The following is an 18,053-nucleotide window of genomic DNA, read 5'->3' as shown; positions in this document are numbered from 1 at the left end:
GAAATTAATGCTTTTGATTTATATCAGGAATCCTTAACAAACACCCTTAGACTCTCAAAATTTTATACTCTAATTGATTATTTAAAGCGAACAATCCAACAGTTTTTATAAGCATATTAACTCTTAGTTAAATATTCATATCCTTTTTTATTTTGTAGGTATCAAAAAAACATCCATGAATCTCAAAAACTAAATCCTTTTTTCAGTAATTAATTTATCAATCCCAATTTTAATAGGAACTACGTTTTGTTCTATATTAGACATAATATGGAATTGCATCTTAGACTTGGCATTTACAGATGAATGAACTCTCACACCTGGATCAAATCCAAATACAAAATATTTGAGAATCTCATCATTTTCCATTGAAATCCAAACACCATATCCATAGTGTAAACTGTTATTTTTCACATAAGGAGTTAACAACTGATTAGTGTACTCTTCATTTAGGAGTTTCCCATTAAATAATCCGTTCCAAAATTCTCCTAAATCTAAAACTGTTGTAAAAGCCCCTCCATCTGGACCACCAACTATAGGAACTGAATAGATATTAGTTCTCCAAGTGTTATCATCTTCATTATCTATATATCCAAGTGCAGTTCGTTCCGGCAGTTGATCCATCCGGAAATACCCTGAATCTGACATACCGCAAACCTTAAATATATTCTCTTTTACATATTCTGCAAACTTCATCCCTGTCAATTTCTCTACAATCAACCCAAGTAAAATATAACCTGCATTACTATAAGAAAATTTACTTCCAGGATTAAACTTCATATGAAAATTTTGAAACATAGGTAGAAAATCTGCAGGAGATTTAATAGAATACATTGGGGTATCCTTCCATAAATCTTCAAAATCATCCATCTCTTCTTCATCAAAATAATCTGGTATGCCCGAAGTATGAGTTAATAAATGATGAATTGTAATATTTTCATAAAAATGTGGGAATGAGTCTTCTAAACACTCTTTCAAGCAGGTATCAAAAGTTAAAACACCTTTTTCAACTAATTGACATATTGCCACTGCAGTGAAAATTTTACACCCAGAAGCCATACCAAACCGAGTCCGTGATGTATTAAGAATTTGTTCACTTCTATTCGCATATCCAAATCCATCTTCAAAGATCTTTTTTTTATTTTGAATTAAAATTGCACCTGAGAATGGTAATTTTCCATCATAATTCATTATGAATTCTTTTATTTCTCCAGAAATTATCACTTACCCAATCCCCTTTTAATTTTCTAATTTTTCTAACTATTAAACAGGGTTAATTGTAACTTTATTTAATTTTCAAAGCAATCTAAAATACATACCAAAACTTGAGAAACTTTTTTAATAATTGAATTGACTTCAAAAAAAAAAAACACACATAAGTTTGTTCATTTTTTTCAAACTAGCTATACAATAACACTTAATATAATTCACATTATTTCTCAATAAATTTTATATAGCTCTCTATAATTTGATGGTAGTTGATAAATAATAAAATTAATTATACATTTAAATTCTCTTGAGACTATTATTTATATTGTTAGTGAGGTCATTATGAAAAAAATTGATAGTTATTTAGAAATTATTGCAGTTAAATTAGAAATTTTACTAACCTACAAAGACATAGAGCTGAAACTCACAGAATTACCTAGAAATGAAAGGGAACGAATTTTAAGATTTCATAAATTAGAAGATCAACAAAGAACATTATTAGCTCATCTATGCATCAGAAAACGTTTAGAAAAATTTTTACTCATACCTGCAGATACTATCTCTATAAACAGAGATCGAGCAGGCCGCCCTTTTTTAAATAAATATCATGGTTGGAAGGGGGATTTTAATTTATCTCATTCTGAAGAATGGATTATATGTGGACTTGCTTCAACTGGAAGAATTGGTGTAGACATTGAAAAAATTCAACCTATAGATCTTTCCATAACCGAACTATGCTTTACTCAAGAAGAAATTGACTATTTTCAGCATATTCCTCACGATCAAAAGTTATCGTTTTTCTTTGATATTTGGACTTTAAAAGAATCATTTGTTAAAGCGATTGGAAAAGGACTTCTATATCCATTAGATAGTTTTGGCTTCAATATGGACGATTGGTCCCAAAATAAAATAACATTACGGAACACTAATTCCGCTTTTAGTCAATTTTATTTCTGCCTAAATCGGTTAGAGCAAAATTACACTATCGCGGTTTGTTATACAGATTGGGAACAGATAAACAATTTGTCTATAAAGATACTAGATTGTTCTGAGTTCCTATAATTATTTTACGTTTTTTCTAGAGCAATGATACATCCAGTGTTTGAAATAACTGAAAACACAGAAAAATAACCACTTATAATAATCACTTTAATTATTATAAGCTCCATCTTTTTTAAGTTCATATTTTATTACGTTTTATCTTCTGTATCCAAAATTATTTTAAGCTTCAATCATCGTATAACAATTTAAAAATTAACTATATTGGAGGATTATTAGAATGAGTATTGTAAAGTCATATTGCTCAAGTGAGTATAGTACGTTAAAAAAAGTTATACTATGCGAACCACTATATATGAATATTTCTAGCGGTATAAACAAGACCCAAAAATATTTTATCAATTTAGGCTTTAATGTAAATCTAGCGAGAGAACAATACTCAAAATTTATTGATATACTTAAAGAAAATAGAATACACACTTTAATGCTACCACCTGAAGTACGCTTTCCCGAACAAGTTTTCACGAGGGATGTCGGTTTTACTATAGGGGAAACTGTTTTCATTTCTAACATGAAAAATGAAGTTCGTAAAGGTGAAGAGCAAATTTTCAAAAATATATTGTTAGAAAAAGATATTACTTATATAGATTGTATTAATAGTCATATAGAAGGTGGCGACGTCATTATCGATCAAGATATTATATATATTGGCGTAAGCAACCGAACGTTATTTAAATCTGTAAAAAAACTTCAACAGTTGCTCACACACTATAAAATAATTCCTGTTCCTTTTTCAAAAGATTTTTTACATTTAGATTGTGTTTTTAATATCATTTCACAAGAAGAAGCTTTAATATATCCACATGCATTTAGTAATAGTACACTAAAAATGTTATCAGATCGTTATAATTTAATAGAAGTATCTAAAAAAGAGCAATTTACTTTAGCAACCAATGTATTATCTTTAGGCAATGAAAAGATTATTAGTTTACCCAGTAATACTAAAACAAATAAAGAGCTGAGACTTAGAGGTTATGAGGTTATTGAAATTGACTTTGAAGAAATTATAAAATCTGGCGGATCTTTTCGCTGCTGTACTCTTCCTCTGCAAAGAGAATGATAAAAGAACTAGAAATTAAATGCTCTCATTTTAAAGCGTAGCCTACTGTTACTGGCTTTCTCTACTAATCTGAATTCTTTTTTTATTATATAACTATAATAAAAACTGCCATGATTATGTATTCTATATATAAAAGGGTTATAGGATTAAATTCTATAACCTTTTTTTACTTAACCTATTTTCTTACTCACTCTTGCTGCTGGTTGCAATTGATTTTTCACTCTTAAAATACTAATACCCTCCCCAATAAATTCACCGATAATCGCGAGGAAAATCCAGCCTAACCCTATTACCTGCATCGGAAGGAATTTCGTGAACAGATGGCTTACTGCTTCAATGTTAACTCCAGCTGCACTTAATCTATTACATAAACTGATGATAAATGTATATTTTCACAACAGTTAGCGTTTCTTCAACGTTTCATGTTCAGTAGGATTCGATGTCACAACATACGCATGAGCAGAGGTACTTTTTAATACTCCTATAATGAAAACGCACTCTATTAACAAACATGCCTCTAACCTTCTTATTACTTTCACACTTCACTTATTTTTTCGTCACTACACTTTTCTTACATATACTTCCTAAACTATATTCCTATCCTAAGAATTTAACCTCATTAAATATAAGGAACTCTATAGCCTGATGTTCCATCTAAAGAAAGTACACAAATTAAAAGGTGTTACACAATTACGCAACACCCTTTTTCAATAATAAAATCCCTCTACTTCTCTTCCGGATAATCACAATACTCAATGATTGTTCCTTCTGTATCCGCTGGGTTAAGATAAATTAATCTTCTGCCGTGTTTATTAATTCGAAGTGTATGCTCTAACGTTCGAATACCTTGTTCTTTTAAATCTTCTAAAGCTACATCTAAATCATCTACTCGATATGCAACATGATGTACACCTTTACCTTTTTGTTTAATGAATCTGGCAATTGGCGACGTCGTATTATTCGTCGGTGCAAGTAATTCAATTCTATCTCCATCCACTTCAAGAATGGCTACTTCACTTTCTACACCTGGTGTCTCACTTACGTAACGATCTATTAATTCTCCTGATAGAACCTGTTCATAAAAACGTATCGTACTATCTATATCACGAACTGCGATTCCGATATGATCAATTGTTTTTTTCATTTTATTTCTCCTGCTACTTTATTTTTTCTCATTATTAATAGTAACAAAAAAAGCTATAGAAACAAGTTCTATAACTTTTTTATTTAACCTATTTTCTTATTTGTACTAGCTGCTGGTTGAACTTGATTTTTTGCTTTCACAATGCTAATAACGTATCCGATCAATCCGCCGATAATCGCTGGGAAGATCCAACCTAATCCTACTTCCTGCATCGGAAGGAATTTAGTGAACACTTGGCTTACTACTTCAACGTTAACTCCAGCTGCACTTAATCCATCGAATAAGCTGATAATAAATGTTACAGTTAAGCTCACTTGATAAACTTCAGCTCTTCCTTTGAATAATGAATGGAAGAATGTTAAGAAAATCAATACGATTGCTAGTGGATAAATTGCTGTTAATACTGGAACAGAAACTGCAATTAATTGTGTTAATCCTACATTTGCAACAATTGCACTAAATATACATAGCGTGATTGCAATTGCTTTGTAAGGAACATTTGGGAATAACTTATGGAAGAATGAAGAACATGCTGATACAAGTCCCACACTAGTTGTTAAACAAGCTACTGTAATCATTAACCCTAATAATACTCCGCCATATGATCCAAAATAGTAGTTAGAAACTTTCGCTAATACTTCTCCGCCGTTCTCTAAATGTCCAAGCTTTGCAACACTTGAAGCACCCATATAAGAAAGTGCTGTATAGATAATTGCTAAAATAGATGCTGCAATGATTGTTGCTTTTGCACAAACGACCATAATTTGTGTTTTCGTTTTTGCACCTTTTTCTTTAATTGCATTAATGATGATGATTCCGAATACGAATGATGCAAGCGTGTCCATCGTTAAGTATCCTTCTTGGAACCCTTTAAAGAATGCATGTGATGTATAAGCTTCAACTGGTGCTTGCATTTCTCCAATCGGATGAATAAAAGCAACGATTACTAAAATACCGATGAAAGTTAACTTAATTGGCGTTAAGATTTTTCCAACAATATCGACAATTTTCGCAGGATTTAGCGAAAAAAAACAAGTGATGCTAAAGAATACAATTGTGAAAAGAATTAAAGGTGTAGAACCTAGTCCCTCTGGCATAAACGGTTTAAGACCAATTTCATAAGAAACATTTCCTGTTCTTGGTATTGCAAATAACGGGCCAATCGCCAAGTATAAAACTGTTGTAAACACAATTCCGAATACTGGGTGAGCACGACTTGCTAATGACTGTAAATCATCTTTACCTGAAAAACCAAATGCTAGTACACCTAGTAATGGTAATCCAACACCAGTTACTAAAAATCCAGCGTTAGCAATCCATACATTCTCTCCTGCTGATTGACCAAGCATCGCTGGGAAAATTAAATTTCCTGCTCCAAAAAATAGTGCAAATAACATTAATCCAATAACTACTATGAACGAAAACGGTACTTTATTCGCCATAATATAACCCCCATTCAAATTTACTTATCTCATTTTCCAATTTTAACTAATTGAATTTTCTGAATATTTAATTTAAGTATCAACTATTCTTGAACTCATTATAGTTTGCTATATAATATTTTGCAATACTATTTTCGAACTTTTCTTTTATTTTATAAATATACATTTTTTAACATGAAAAATAGACTAAAAAACCAACACGGTCATCCATGTTGGTTTTTCCATTTACTATCATAAATTAAAATTTCGCTGCTACTTTTTTAACGTTTTCTAGACCTTCTTCAACAATTTGTTGTGAACGATCTGGATATTGATTGTGCCCTTCAATTACAACTGTCTCTGGATTTGTAATTCCCCAGAATCCAAGTACAGTTGTTACGTAATTAACTGCCATTTCCATAGGAGCCATTTGCTCTGAAGAGTAATCTGAACCACGAGCACCTAACACAACTACTTTCTTACCACCAACTAAACCTTCTGGGCCATTTGCTGTATATTTAAACGTTTTTCCAGCTTGAGATAAGTATGAAATATATGTGATTAATGGTGCTGGTACTGTAAAGTTCCATAATGGGAATGCAAATACAACCTTATCAGCTTCTAAAAACTGATTTAAATATTGATCTACTGTAGCAACTGCCTTCTCTTCTTCAGCTGTTAACTCCATGCCTTGGCTACGTTTATATCCACCTGAAATCGCGATATTTCCGTAATAAGGAAGATCTAATGCAAATAAATCTAATTCCGTAATTTCTGTATTTGGATTTGCTTCTTTATAAGTACTTACAAATGTTTCATACATTTTTGAACTAACTGCTTGCTCCGCTGGACGATCGTTTGCTTTTACAAATAATACTTTTGACATTTTTTTATTCCCCTCTACATTCGTATTTTCTTCTTTTTTACCAAATAATGAGCTAAATAGTCCCATTTTCTTCACCTAATCTTTCTTTTCATATTCATTATTCATCATCATAAAAATTCTTATTCTAAGAAAAAGTTCCAATAGATACCTTAAGTTAAACCGCCGAAACTTTTTGTTATTTAATTACCTTATGTAAGTGATTGTAATATAGTCACTTACTTTAGTCAAGTAACTTTTAATAAAAAATAAAATCTCAATTTAAAAATATTAACTAAAATACAATTGAACACCAAATACATCTTTATTACTTGTATAATAAACTTAGAGAGGAAAATTCATATATAGAAAGGATTTATTCATGAGCACTATAGAAAAGATTCAAACTTTTATTATTCTTTTTGCTGTTACATGCGGCATCGTACTCGGACAATTTAATATGATACATACGTATTCAGACCAGTTTATTGTCCCCTTCTTATTTTTCATGCTATATGGATTATTCCTCAGCATCCCATTAAAAGAAATAAAAAACGGATTTCGTAATTTAAAATTTGCTGGAACAAGTCTTACTATTAACTTCTTATGGACACCTTTACTCGCTTGGGGATTAGGAGCACTATTTCTTTCAGATCATCCAGCACTTTGGGTTGGATTTATAATGTTAATGGTTACTCCATGCACAGATTGGTACTTAATCTTTACTGAAATAGCGAAAGGAAATGTAGCACTTTCTACTGCAATTTTACCTGTAAATTTAATTTTGCAAGTACTACTCCTTCCAATTTATTTATTTTTATTTGCTGGTGTCATGAAAACTGTAGCGGTTTCTGTTTTAGTAGAAAGTATTGTTATCGTAATCGTCTTACCATTTATACTTGCACACGCTACAAAATTCATTATGAATAAAATGAAAAAAGCTGAAACTCTCGAGAATAAACTCATTCCGTTTTTCAGCTCTGCTCAAATTGTATTTTTAAGTTTAGCAATAGTAGCGATGTTTGCATCACAAAGTAAATATTTACTGCAAAATATGAATGTCGTTTTATTATTACTCGTTCCTGTTCTATTGTTCTTCATCATTAATTTTTTACTAGGACAATTTATCGGGCGCATCATGCATTTATCTTACAAAGATACAGTAAGTCTAAGCTTAACAACGTTAGCAAGAAACTCACCTGTTGCACTCGCTATCGCTGTAACAGCTTTTCCAGACGAGCCTCTTATCGCACTTGCACTCGTTATTGGACCGTTGATTGAGTTACCGGTACTAGCTTGTGTTTCACAAGTTTTGTTGCTTATTAAGAAAAAACGGCAATACGCATAATAAAAAACCGTCCCATTTTGGGACGGTTTTTATTATGGAAAGATTACATACAACACTTATTTCTTATTTATCAATACAAATGAAATTACCGAAACTACAAACGTAATAATACCAATTGTAATAAAGTGAAACTTTAATCATTGGGGGTTTTGTTCATCCCCCAATGATTATTAGCCCTCACCACTCCCGCATTAACAGATCCTTTCTAATTAAAAATGATAGGAAACGTAAATATAACGAAAGCTGCCCAAAGTCCGTATATTGGCAAAAACTTCGTAACGGCATCTTGGATAGCTTTTGGTCCTGATTTATTTTGCAAGAAACGCATATAGGCAAACATAATCCAAATGAGATTTGCCCAAATCACTATGTTTACTCCTAAAACAGCAAGTCTATTAGGCGTAATCCCGTAAGAAGAAAGTCTAAATACTATGGCTGACAATGCGACAGTGTCAATAATAAGCGCCAGAACAATTAAGGAAAAATTTATATAATCTGAAATGTTCTTTTTCTCATCCGAGTCACTTTCAACGATAGAAAATATGGTAACAGCCAATACAACAAGGAGGATTCCGTTGAAGGCCATTAGGAAATTGCGATCCAAGAACGGATTTTTCCCGATCCAAATTACCGTTATAAGATAGATAAGCAACGTGATCAGGACGAGAGGACTAAAAATTTTAGATATGTATGGTGTAATATTTTTAGCAAACTTAAGATTCATTGATACTAAGTATGCAGCCACAATAGCGAGAGCCGCTGCTCCAAATAAAACAACATTACTAAAATAGAATTCTCCTATATCTAAGTCAACAAAGCTAAATAAACGCATGGTGAATACTGCTAGTATCATTCCGCTCACTGCCATGCTCCCGTAGAGAAGACAATATTCTAAATTAAATTTAATATAGGCTAATCTTGTACTGCCTTTTAAATATTCATTTCCTGTAAACGCAAGCCCTACTAAGACCCATAAAAATATAGGAAGATGTAAATAAGCAAGGATGGTACTGTCTTTATAATTTACTGGCAACGTATTAAGATACATCCCGGAAATTAGGAACAACGCTGCAAGGGAATAAATAATACTTTTTTTGGGAGTATTATTGTAAACAAAATAAGCAGCAATAAAGGGAATTACACCAAAAGCCAAGTTAATTGGAGCAATTGCTTCCTGCTCAACAAAGTGGAAAATGATCCTGGTGCTTATGCCGGCCAGAATAGCTAAAAGGCCCATGAATAAGAAACCTTTTTGAAACAAAGATGTTTTTTCTTTATTTACTTTCTCCTTGAAATGCAACCTTTCATACCAAGCACCTAGAACCTGAGAATCAGGGTTTTGGTCCCATGCTTGTGAGAATGCTTTTTTAAAAGCTTTCGGATCTTTTCTATACATCTTCTCCAACTCATGGGGGTTATCCATATTTTTAACAATCAAATTGTTAATGTTCATAGTTATACCTCCTCTAATTTTAAAAATAAGGTTGTTACCTTTTAACAAAAGCACCTCACTCATTTATTATGATTTTGATTTTAATACAAGATTTATTGTTTTACAATAAAAAATTATTATTTAAAGGATTTTTTTTATCGTTAAATTTTAAATAAAAGAAAAAACAAAAGAGCATGACAGTTTTATGTCATGCTCTTTTAACAAATTAATTCTCAAATACAAAATTAATCTTATTATCTTTCCACTCTAATTTCGCATCAAACGTTTTCTCGCCCTTTTTAAAACCTTTAATTAAATCAGTCTTTTCACCTTTTAAGAGCTTTGTCATATTCTTTTGCGAAATTGTTTTACTTAATATCTTCTTTGAAATGGTGAAATCACATTGCGTTGTATTATAGTTAGAACAACCGTAAAACGTTGACTTATCAATTACATCACCATCACATTTTTTACAGCTACCAACCTTTTTACCCGTTGTAAATTTCGATCCTTTCCGTTCAATCGATTCAACATGTAGTCCCGTGAAATCCCACTTCTCAGACATTTCCACTGCGTCTTCAATAATTTTAGCTGATAGCTTTTTCGTCTGTTCCATAAATGTAGCTGGTGAAGCTGTACCTTCACCAATTTCCGCAAGACGTTGTTCCCATTTCGCAGTCATTTCCGGTGAAGCTAGTATTTTATCACCAATTGCGGTAATTAATACTTTTCCTTTATCAGTCGCATACACTTGGTTTTTCTTTACATCTATATACTTACGGTCTTTCAGCATCGTAATAATACCTGCGCGAGTCGCTTCCGTACCTAAACCTTCTGTTTTCTTTAATACTTTCTCCAGCTCTTCATTCTCTAAATACTTACCAGCTGTTTTCATTAACGTAATAAGTTGTCCTTCTGTATAGCGTTTCGGTGGCTGTGTTTTTCCTTCTTTCACTTTCACCTTTACAACTTTTCCTTCTTCGCCTTCAGCTACAATTGGAAGAATGGTTTCGTCATCTTTATCGTCTTGGAAAATAACTTTACGCCAACCTTCTTGAATTTGCTGTTTTCCTTTTGAAATGAATTCAGCACGTTCATCTACAAGCGTTACAATCGTTGTATAGTCAAAGATTGCAACTTCATAATGAGCTGCAATAAGCCTTCTTACGATCATATCGTATATTTTCTTTTCATCACCTGATAGTCTGCTTGGGTTTGTAACTTGCTCTGTCGGAATAATTGCGTAGTGATCTGTTACTTTCTTTTCATTTACATAACGCTTGTTATTCATAATGGATTCAACCGGAGCCGGTAATAAGCCTTTATATTCATCAAACTGACTTAACTTCTGTAAAATATCAGGGAACGTCGCTGCTTCTCCTTGTGTAACATAGTTAGAATCTGAACGTGGATAAGAAACAATCCCTTTTTGATAGAGTGCTTGCGTTATATCAAGCGTCTTTTTCGGTGAAAACTTAAAGGCTTTATTTGCCGTTGCTTGCAGTGATGATAAGTTAAATAAAAGCGGCGGCTGAAACTCTTTACGCTCCGTTTTCATTTCCTTCACAACAGCCGGTTTCCCTTGGCAAAATGCCGCAATTTTATTCGCCATATCAGGGTCTTTTAAGCGGGATTCATTATCCTTTTCCCATTTTCCGTCATATTTCTTTCCTTCTATATTAAAGGTTGCGAACACTTCCCAAAACGGCTCTGACTTAAAGTTTTCAATTTCTTTCTCTCGCTTTACAATCAATGCTAACGTTGGTGTCTGGACACGACCAGCAGAAAATACATCATTCATTCCTTTTTTCTTTAGCAAAATACTAAAGACACGTGATGCATTCATACCAACAACCCAGTCAGCGCAAGATCTTGTATATGCTTCGTAATACGTATTAATTGTATCTGATTCATCAAGTAAATTTTTAAACCCCTGATAAATAGCTTGCTTCGTTAAAGACGAAATCCATAGACGCTTCATCGGCTTTTGCACGTTACAAAGATTAATAATATTTCGTACGATCAGTTCCCCTTCACGCCCAGCATCGCCTGCGTGAATAATTTCTGTTACCTGTGGATTATGTAACAGCTGTTTCACAACGTTAAATTGCTTATACTTTGACTTTGTTACTTCAAATTGAAAACGTTCTGGAATCATCGGTAATGTATTAAGTGACCATTTTTTCCACTCTGCGTGATAATGCTCTGGATTACATAACTGCGTCAAATGACCAATTGCCCATGTACAGTACGCTCCATTTGGAAATAACTCATTCGCTTCTACCTCTAAATATCCATCTTTCCGGCGATATTTAAACTGTGAAACAAGAGCCAACCCTTGATCTGGTTTCTCGGCAATAATTAATTTCATTTTATAACTCCCTATCTGTATTCCAGTGTTACTTTCATTGTCTATATGTTTAGAAGCGATGATAAAACAACAATCTTATTTATCATTCGCAGTTTGTCTCGCAAATGTGAGACCTATAATATTATACGCTTATTCTTTATGGCTTCACAATAGAAACTCATAATATAACAATTTCTTTCACATGCTTACAATTAAAAAAGACGCCCTAAAAAATCAAGCGTTCCTTTGCTTACATCTATGAAATTGTGCAGATAATATGCAGATATAAATTATCATAAGTACACATATGATGAAATGAACGATAGGACAAGGAGGTATCATAATGTTTGCTTATACGTTAACTACCTTAACACTTTGCTGTACCTCAATTCTTATTGTATCCAATATTTCTAAACGTAAGGGTACCCTAATGGAGTATATGGTATTTATTATGTCTTTTAGTATGAGTATCGGTTTAAGTATTGGTTTTTATTTAGGCATTCTCTTTAAGGGGGAATTGCTATATTCTACTTTACTTGCTATTTTAATTAGTGGTTTTATCGGTTTTTTAGTGGGTCTACGTTTTCACCTATATACTGCTTTAGAAGGAATGTTCTCTGGATTAATGGCAAGTATGATGGGAGCAATGATTACAGAAATGTTAAACGCTCAACAAGCTCATAGTATATTGTTCATTAGCCTTTTACTTACTATAACGATTACTATGTCCTGTGTGATTCAATTGTTATCGGAGAACTTTTCTACTTTTATCCAACGTCGTTTTTTGTTATTCCTTTCAATTAGTGTAGTAATTATCGTTGCCGTATTCGCGACATTCCCAGATCATACTCCTGCACCTTCACCTTCACCTGGGCATAATCAACATATACATTAGTACTTGCAACAAAAATGAATAAGCAGCTATCCATAGGATAACTGCTTCCTATTATTCTGGCTTATTAGGAATGTTTTGGTTTGGAACATAGTCAGATTTATAATCTGTATAGTTCACTTCCGTTACCATCCCTGCTGAAGCATGATGTAGGTCGTGACAGTGGAACATCCACTCACCGGGATTGTCTGCTACAAAGGCTACTTCATATTCTTCTCCTGGTTTTAAGTTCAATGTATCTTTTACAATTGGAGAACCTTCTATCGGTTTTCCATCTTTACTCAACACCTGGAAGAAGTGACCATGTAAATGCATTGGGTGATCATCCATTTTAGAACGATTTACCAATTTCACTTTTACTAAATCACCCTTTTTCACTTGAATTGGGTCAATATCCGGAAATACCTTTCCGTTAATTGTATATACCATTTCATTTTCATTCATTTGCGTATTTAAGTCCATATTATATGTGGCAGTATACTCTTGATTTAACGTGAAACTACCTAATTTTTTAGCACCATATTTCGTCATATCTAATTTCGCTAATTTTCCCTTTTCATCTGCTTTATCTTTCATCTCTTTGCTGCCATCATACTCAATAACAGCTTTCATTCCTTTTGCACCTTTATTTTTTGAATGGTCCTCAACATACCACTTCCCAGGATTATTAGCAGTAAATTCAATATCATAACGTTCACCCGGTGCGATTGAAATTACTTTATCCTTTATAACTTTTGGATTGTTTATTGGTTGACCATCTGTCGCAATTACTTTTATATCATGACCGTGAACATGTATATCATGTGATAGATAACCAGCATTAACGAGTCTAAGACGAACGTTATCTCCCTTATTCACTTTCAATGGCACTACTAAATCACCGCTTTTTCCATTGATTGTGAATAAATCATACATACTCATATCATGACCTTCCATCTTCATATCTCCATGGTCCATTCCTTCCATATTACTAGAGTCTTTTTTATCACTGCCCATGTTCATATCAGAATGATCCATGCCGTTCTTATCATCATTCTTTTCCCCATTTTCATTACCTTTAGATTTATTACCTATTTGCCCTTTTGTCATTTCTTTTAACTGCTTTTTAATTTCTTCTTTATCTGTAACCCATTCATCCAACATTAATGTGTAATCTTTATCATATTTTTCCTTTGTATCTTCTACAATGAGTGCTCCATACAAACCTCTATCTAATTGATTTACAGAATCTTGATGCGAGTGATACCAGTACGTTCCTGGTACGTTCGCTTCAAATTCGTAAGTGAAACTTTTTCCTGGTTCAACTGCATCTTGTGTCACGCCTGGAATTCCATCCATGTTATTTGGGACAGGATATCCATGCCAATGAATAGATACTGGTGCAGATAATTCATTTTTTAATGTCACTTTCACCTTTTCACCTTTTTTCACCCGAATTTCTGAACCAGGAGATGAGCCATTAAATGTCCAGACTGGAACAATAACACCGTTACTTAATTTTTGCTTTTCTTCTTTCGCTATTAAAGTAACTTCTGGTCCTTTTTCAACCTTCAATGGTGTTGTAGCTGTTTCAGTCTGTAGTGTTTTTTTATCATTCATATTTTTATGATCATTTGTTGTATTTGTCGTCACAGAACAGGCAGCAATTAAAAATATTACAGAGACTGTAATGGCTGCTAATACAAATCGCTTCATGGAAAATCCCCCCTTTTTCTTTTTCAAAATCATTATAGAAGTTGATTTTCAAGAAAATAAGGAGATGTAATTAGATCTTACGTAAGCTAATTGGAAGATTACTAAAAGCGGAGACATTACAAGAGGCGAATATTTTAGAAATACAAAATGCTTTCCTTGTAGCGACTATATTAGCCGTTCTCGTATTTGTTTTGACGTTATTTCTTAAGAAACAATAACACTGCTATTATTAAATAAGAAAAATGTAGCTAAAATGCTCTTCACAAAAGAACTTACATTTTTGTATAATAAGAACTAATGTTCTTTACAGACAATGGACTCAAATTACACAAATATATCAAATAGAAGAGGATTGATATACGATGAAAATTGATAGACCAAAAATTTCACCAGAGTTATCTTCAAAGAATTTTCAAGATATTTTTTATGAAGAAGATCCAACATTAGAAGTGTGTGAAATTATAGACTCCACTTTCGAAAATGAATCTGTAGATAGAGTGCGATTGTATGATGCAGTGATAAAGAATTGTAAATTCACTAATACAGACTTTAGCAATATTGATATTACAGATGTTTGTTTTGAAAACTGCGATTTATCAAATGTTAATTTAAGCAATTCTTCTGTTCATAGAGTCGAATTTAAAAATAGTAAATTAATCGGGGTTAATTTTGCAGAATCTAGCTTAGGAAATGTTAAATTTGAGAATTCAATTTTGAATTTAGCGGCATTTGGAAATTCTAAACTAGAAAAAATTATATTTAATGAAACTTCATTAAATAATGCAGATTTTTTTGACTGTAAACTTAAAAAAGTTGAATTCCAATTATGTAGTCTTGATGAAGCTAATTTTGATCAGACATCACTGAAGGGGATAGATATTAGTTCTTCTACCTTTGATACACTTACAGTTTCAGTGAACGATTTAAGAGGATGTAAAGTATCAACATATCAAGCTGTTCAGTTTGCTACTTTATTAGGATTGATAATTAAAGATTAGTATTTCGAAGAAAAGAACCTTATCCCGAATCATGGATTTTTTAATTGTCCACGATTCGAGATAAAGTTCAAATAAATTAGTGATGACTCTTTTATTATTTAACTACAGCTTGGTTTCCTTTTACATGTTCATTATTTACACTCATAAATTCTTCAATTTCTTCAACTTCTCTAATGATATCTTTTGACAAGTTTTCATACCCGTCTTTCGTTACAAGAATGTCATCTTCAATACGAATTCCAATTGATTCTTCTTCAATATAAAGACCAGGTTCAATTGTTATAACCATACCTTCTTCTAACATTCTATCTTTATATGTTCCTACATCATGTGTATCTAAACCAAGGAAATGGCTGACACCATGATAATAGTATTTTGATAACTCTTCATCTTCTTGAATTAAACCAATTGCTTTACACTCTTCTGCCAGTACCTTTTTTGTATGCTCATTTAATGCAGCGAACTTTAATCCCGGCTTAATAATCTCTGTTGTTTCTTTTAATGCTTTTAATACAATATTATAAATTTGTTTTTGACGACTAGAGAATATTCCATTTGCCGGGAATGTATAACTAATATCAGCATTATAGTAGTCTTTTTGAGCACCTAAATCTAGCAATACTAAATCACCATTTTGAATTTGTGCATCATTATCTTCATAGTGAAGAACTGTAGCATTTTTACCACTTGCCAAAATTGTATTGAACGCATGATGCTTAATGCCAGATGATTTCAGTGTAAAATCAAATTGAGCTTCTAATTCATACTCCATCATGTCTGCTTTTGCATGCTTAAGTACGTTGTAAATACCGTCTTTCGTTATAGCAATCGCTTCTTTAATAATTTCAATTTCTTCCTCGGTTTTAAAAACTCGTAATTCACAAATGTTCGGATATACATTACCAATTGTTACGTGTGGATATTTTTCTCTTACATGTTTAGCAAATGCTAATGTTTTTGTCTCCGTACCATTCCACTCGCGACGTTCTATATCTAAATATAGATGCTTCGCATTTTCTGTAAAGAGTATATTTGATACTGCTTTTTCAAAGCTATCTAAATATAAAACTTTCTTTATACCTGAAATTCCCTCTGCTTCTTCGCTAGAAACTGTCTTCCCAACCCATTTTTCCATTACTGGATCTGATTTTTCAATGAAAAGTGTCTCTTCTACACTATTCCCAAACTTTTTCAGCATAAAAATAACATTTGGTTCATCGATTCCCGTTAAGTAGTAAAAATTACGATTCGGTACAAATTTATAATGTGCATCAGCTGACATATGCGGTGCTTGTCCCGCAAATAAAATCGTAACGGATTCATCAGGTAATGTTTTCGTTAGTCTTTCTCTATTTTGAGCAAAAAATGTTGATTTCATAATAATCCCCCTAGTGTTCTATGTATGCTTGTGAAACTAATCATCAATACAATTTATTCTATTATTGTTATAATTTTTCGTCAATTAATTATACTCATAGCGAAAGGAGAATTTTCATTACTCGGGCCTCTTCCACGCTAAATTATGCATACCACTCCACAATTTCTTGATATTTATTCCATATACTTAAAATCTCATATATAGGAAAGGAGCCATAACTTTGAAACATTATGTAGCAACAGGGTTAGCAATTACTTCTTTATTAATAATTTCAGGATGTTCTAGCAACGTCGAAACAGCACCAGTGAAAAAAGAAACGGTGCAATCTCAGCCAAAAAATATAGAAACAGCAAATACGAGTCCGCAAGACTTCTATAAAGAAATTACATCTGGAAAAATCGAGCACATTCACGGAATTGGCTATGCAGGAAATATGTCTGGGGTTTCTATCGCCACTCATAGCGGGATAAAAGTTTATCAAAATGGAAAATGGCTTGAAACTAAAACTGGACTACATGATTATATGGGCTTTCAGGCAACGAAGAACGGGTTCTTTGCCAGCGGTCATCCTGAACCAGGTGCAAATTTAAAAAATCCTTTAGGATTATTGAAAAGTTCTGATGGCGGTAATACCCTTGAAAAGCTAGCGTTTTATGGAGAATCCGATTTTCATAACCTTGCTGTCGGATATAATACGGAAGCAATTTATTTATACAACGAACGCCCTAATTCTGAATTACAACAAGGTTTTTATTTCAGTACGAACAACGGACAAGAATGGAAAAATAGTAAGTTAAAAGGTCTTTCAAGTACGATTCATTCCTTTTCAGTACATCCGAATCAATCTAGTGTAGTCGCGGTAAGTGCTAAAGACGGTGTTTACTTATCTACAGATTACGGAAATACATTTGAACTATTCGCTAAATCACTTGAATCGACCGCAATTACATTAAGTAATGAAGATGTTATTTACGCCCCTATTAATAAGCAAATCGTAACGAAGAAATCAATTGCTACAAATGAAGAAACAAACATACAAATTCCACCTTTAGATTCTAAAGATGCAATTATGTATATTTCACAAAACCCTCAAAACTCAGCCGAAATCGTATTTGCTACAATGAAATCAAATGTATTCCTCTCTACAGATGAGGGTAATACGTGGAAGCAGATTGCTAATGAAGGAACATTCCAATTTAAGTAGAAGG

14 protein-coding genes and 2 pseudogenes are annotated in these 18,053 nt (G+C 32.7%); 6 read left to right on the top strand and 10 right to left on the bottom strand.

Translation table 11 applies throughout. The annotated features are described in order from the left end of the window. Positions 1-189 precede the first annotated feature (189 nt). The gene (locus tag AC3EMB_RS09690) at positions 190-1,221 is read right to left on the bottom strand and encodes a serine hydrolase domain-containing protein (protein ID WP_088025312.1); all 1,032 of its coding nucleotides are present in this window, start codon (positions 1,219-1,221) and stop codon (positions 190-192) included. Positions 1,222-1,548: 327 nt separating this feature from the next. Between AC3EMB_RS09690 and AC3EMB_RS09685 the strand changes: the two genes are divergently transcribed. Together AC3EMB_RS09685 and AC3EMB_RS09680 are read left to right on the top strand one after the other, a co-directional pair. Continuing rightward, the gene (locus AC3EMB_RS09685) at positions 1,549-2,268 is read left to right on the top strand and encodes a 4'-phosphopantetheinyl transferase family protein (RefSeq protein WP_088025313.1); all 720 of its coding nucleotides are present in this window, start codon (positions 1,549-1,551) and stop codon (positions 2,266-2,268) included. 217 nt (positions 2,269-2,485) lie between these two features. Further along, a complete protein-coding gene (locus tag AC3EMB_RS09680) occupies positions 2,486-3,325 on the top strand; it encodes a dimethylarginine dimethylaminohydrolase family protein (RefSeq protein WP_088025315.1) in 840 nt (279 codons plus the stop codon). Between the two features lie 170 nt (positions 3,326-3,495). Here the strand turns inward: AC3EMB_RS09680 and AC3EMB_RS09675 are convergent. From AC3EMB_RS09675 to AC3EMB_RS09655, 5 genes and pseudogenes are all read right to left on the bottom strand, one after another. Beyond that, a pseudogene (locus tag AC3EMB_RS09675) lies at positions 3,496-3,711 on the bottom strand (branched-chain amino acid transport system II carrier protein); the annotation flags it as partial. Between the two features lie 21 nt (positions 3,712-3,732). After that, positions 3,733-3,864: pseudogene (locus AC3EMB_RS09670) on the bottom strand (copper resistance CopC family protein); the annotation flags it as partial. Between the two features lie 185 nt (positions 3,865-4,049). Further along, positions 4,050-4,469 (bottom strand): VOC family protein, encoded by a 420-nt coding sequence (locus AC3EMB_RS09665; protein ID WP_074569468.1) that lies wholly within the window; start codon positions 4,467-4,469, stop codon positions 4,050-4,052. Between the two features lie 83 nt (positions 4,470-4,552). Then, entirely contained in the window at positions 4,553-5,911 is a 1,359-nt protein-coding gene (brnQ, locus tag AC3EMB_RS09660) for a branched-chain amino acid transport system II carrier protein (RefSeq protein ID WP_074569469.1), read from the bottom strand. A gap of 238 nt (positions 5,912-6,149) precedes the next feature. Then, entirely contained in the window at positions 6,150-6,842 is a 693-nt protein-coding gene (locus AC3EMB_RS09655; RefSeq protein ID WP_000522528.1) for an FMN-dependent NADH-azoreductase, read from the bottom strand. Between the two features lie 292 nt (positions 6,843-7,134). On the opposite strand from AC3EMB_RS09655, the gene AC3EMB_RS09650 reads away from it, so the two are divergent. Next, positions 7,135-8,100 carry an arsenic resistance protein gene (locus AC3EMB_RS09650; RefSeq protein WP_095691069.1) on the top strand — a complete coding sequence of 322 codons (966 nt, stop codon included), beginning with the start codon at positions 7,135-7,137 and terminating at the stop codon, positions 8,098-8,100. Positions 8,101-8,305: 205 nt separating this feature from the next. Here the strand turns inward: AC3EMB_RS09650 and AC3EMB_RS09645 are convergent, their stop codons facing one another. Both AC3EMB_RS09645 and topB read right to left on the bottom strand, forming a co-directional pair. Continuing rightward, entirely contained in the window at positions 8,306-9,553 is a 1,248-nt protein-coding gene (locus tag AC3EMB_RS09645) for a DUF4153 domain-containing protein (RefSeq protein WP_075717588.1), read from the bottom strand. Between the two features lie 205 nt (positions 9,554-9,758). Further along, a complete protein-coding gene (topB, locus tag AC3EMB_RS09640; protein WP_000766771.1) occupies positions 9,759-11,903 on the bottom strand; it encodes a DNA topoisomerase III in 2,145 nt (714 codons plus the stop codon). 322 nt (positions 11,904-12,225) lie between these two features. On the opposite strand from topB, the gene AC3EMB_RS09635 reads away from it, so the two are divergent. Then, positions 12,226-12,777, top strand: coding sequence for a hypothetical protein (locus AC3EMB_RS09635; protein ID WP_087968045.1), 552 nt, complete (start codon positions 12,226-12,228; stop codon positions 12,775-12,777). A gap of 51 nt (positions 12,778-12,828) precedes the next feature. Here AC3EMB_RS09635 and AC3EMB_RS09630 read toward each other — a convergent pair whose 3' ends face one another. Further along, a complete protein-coding gene (locus AC3EMB_RS09630; RefSeq protein WP_488517652.1) occupies positions 12,829-14,469 on the bottom strand; it encodes a multicopper oxidase family protein in 1,641 nt (546 codons plus the stop codon). Positions 14,470-14,831: 362 nt separating this feature from the next. On the opposite strand from AC3EMB_RS09630, the gene AC3EMB_RS09625 reads away from it, so the two are divergent. After that, positions 14,832-15,467: a pentapeptide repeat-containing protein gene (locus AC3EMB_RS09625; protein ID WP_000687268.1), complete on the top strand. Its 636-nt coding sequence runs from the start codon at positions 14,832-14,834 to the stop codon at positions 15,465-15,467. A 94-nt stretch (positions 15,468-15,561) separates the two neighbouring features. Here the strand turns inward: AC3EMB_RS09625 and AC3EMB_RS09620 are convergent, their stop codons facing one another. After that, positions 15,562-16,845, bottom strand: a complete 1,284-nt coding sequence (locus AC3EMB_RS09620; RefSeq protein WP_000842977.1) for an aminopeptidase P family protein — start codon at positions 16,843-16,845, stop codon at positions 15,562-15,564. A 220-nt stretch (positions 16,846-17,065) separates the two neighbouring features. Here AC3EMB_RS09620 and AC3EMB_RS09615 point away from each other — a divergent pair, with 220 nt between their 5' ends. Further along, positions 17,066-18,049, top strand: coding sequence for a F510_1955 family glycosylhydrolase (locus AC3EMB_RS09615; protein WP_069355411.1), 984 nt, complete (start codon positions 17,066-17,068; stop codon positions 18,047-18,049). Positions 18,050-18,053: the final 4 nt, after the last annotated feature.

The organism is Bacillus sp. LQ16 (genome assembly GCF_057784645.1).
This window is presented reverse-complemented; position numbering and strand designations above follow the sequence as displayed.

Coding starts and splice junctions, on each gene's coding strand:
- AC3EMB_RS09685 (WP_088025313.1), top strand. CDS start 1,549: ATGAAAAAAATTGATAGTTATTTAGAAATTATTGCAGTTAAATTAGAA.
- AC3EMB_RS09680 (WP_088025315.1), top strand. CDS start 2,486: ATGAGTATTGTAAAGTCATATTGCTCAAGTGAGTATAGTACGTTAAAA.
- AC3EMB_RS09665 (WP_074569468.1), bottom strand. CDS start 4,469: ATGAAAAAAACAATTGATCATATCGGAATCGCAGTTCGTGATATAGAT.
- brnQ (WP_074569469.1), bottom strand. CDS start 5,911: ATGGCGAATAAAGTACCGTTTTCGTTCATAGTAGTTATTGGATTAATG.
- AC3EMB_RS09655 (WP_000522528.1), bottom strand. CDS start 6,842: ATGGGACTATTTAGCTCATTATTTGGTAAAAAAGAAGAAAATACGAAT.
- AC3EMB_RS09650 (WP_095691069.1), top strand. CDS start 7,135: ATGAGCACTATAGAAAAGATTCAAACTTTTATTATTCTTTTTGCTGTT.
- AC3EMB_RS09645 (WP_075717588.1), bottom strand. CDS start 9,553: ATGAACATTAACAATTTGATTGTTAAAAATATGGATAACCCCCATGAG.
- topB (WP_000766771.1), bottom strand. CDS start 11,903: ATGAAATTAATTATTGCCGAGAAACCAGATCAAGGGTTGGCTCTTGTT.
- AC3EMB_RS09635 (WP_087968045.1), top strand. CDS start 12,226: ATGTTTGCTTATACGTTAACTACCTTAACACTTTGCTGTACCTCAATT.
- AC3EMB_RS09630 (WP_488517652.1), bottom strand. CDS start 14,469: ATGAAGCGATTTGTATTAGCAGCCATTACAGTCTCTGTAATATTTTTA.
- AC3EMB_RS09625 (WP_000687268.1), top strand. CDS start 14,832: ATGAAAATTGATAGACCAAAAATTTCACCAGAGTTATCTTCAAAGAAT.
- AC3EMB_RS09620 (WP_000842977.1), bottom strand. CDS start 16,845: ATGAAATCAACATTTTTTGCTCAAAATAGAGAAAGACTAACGAAAACA.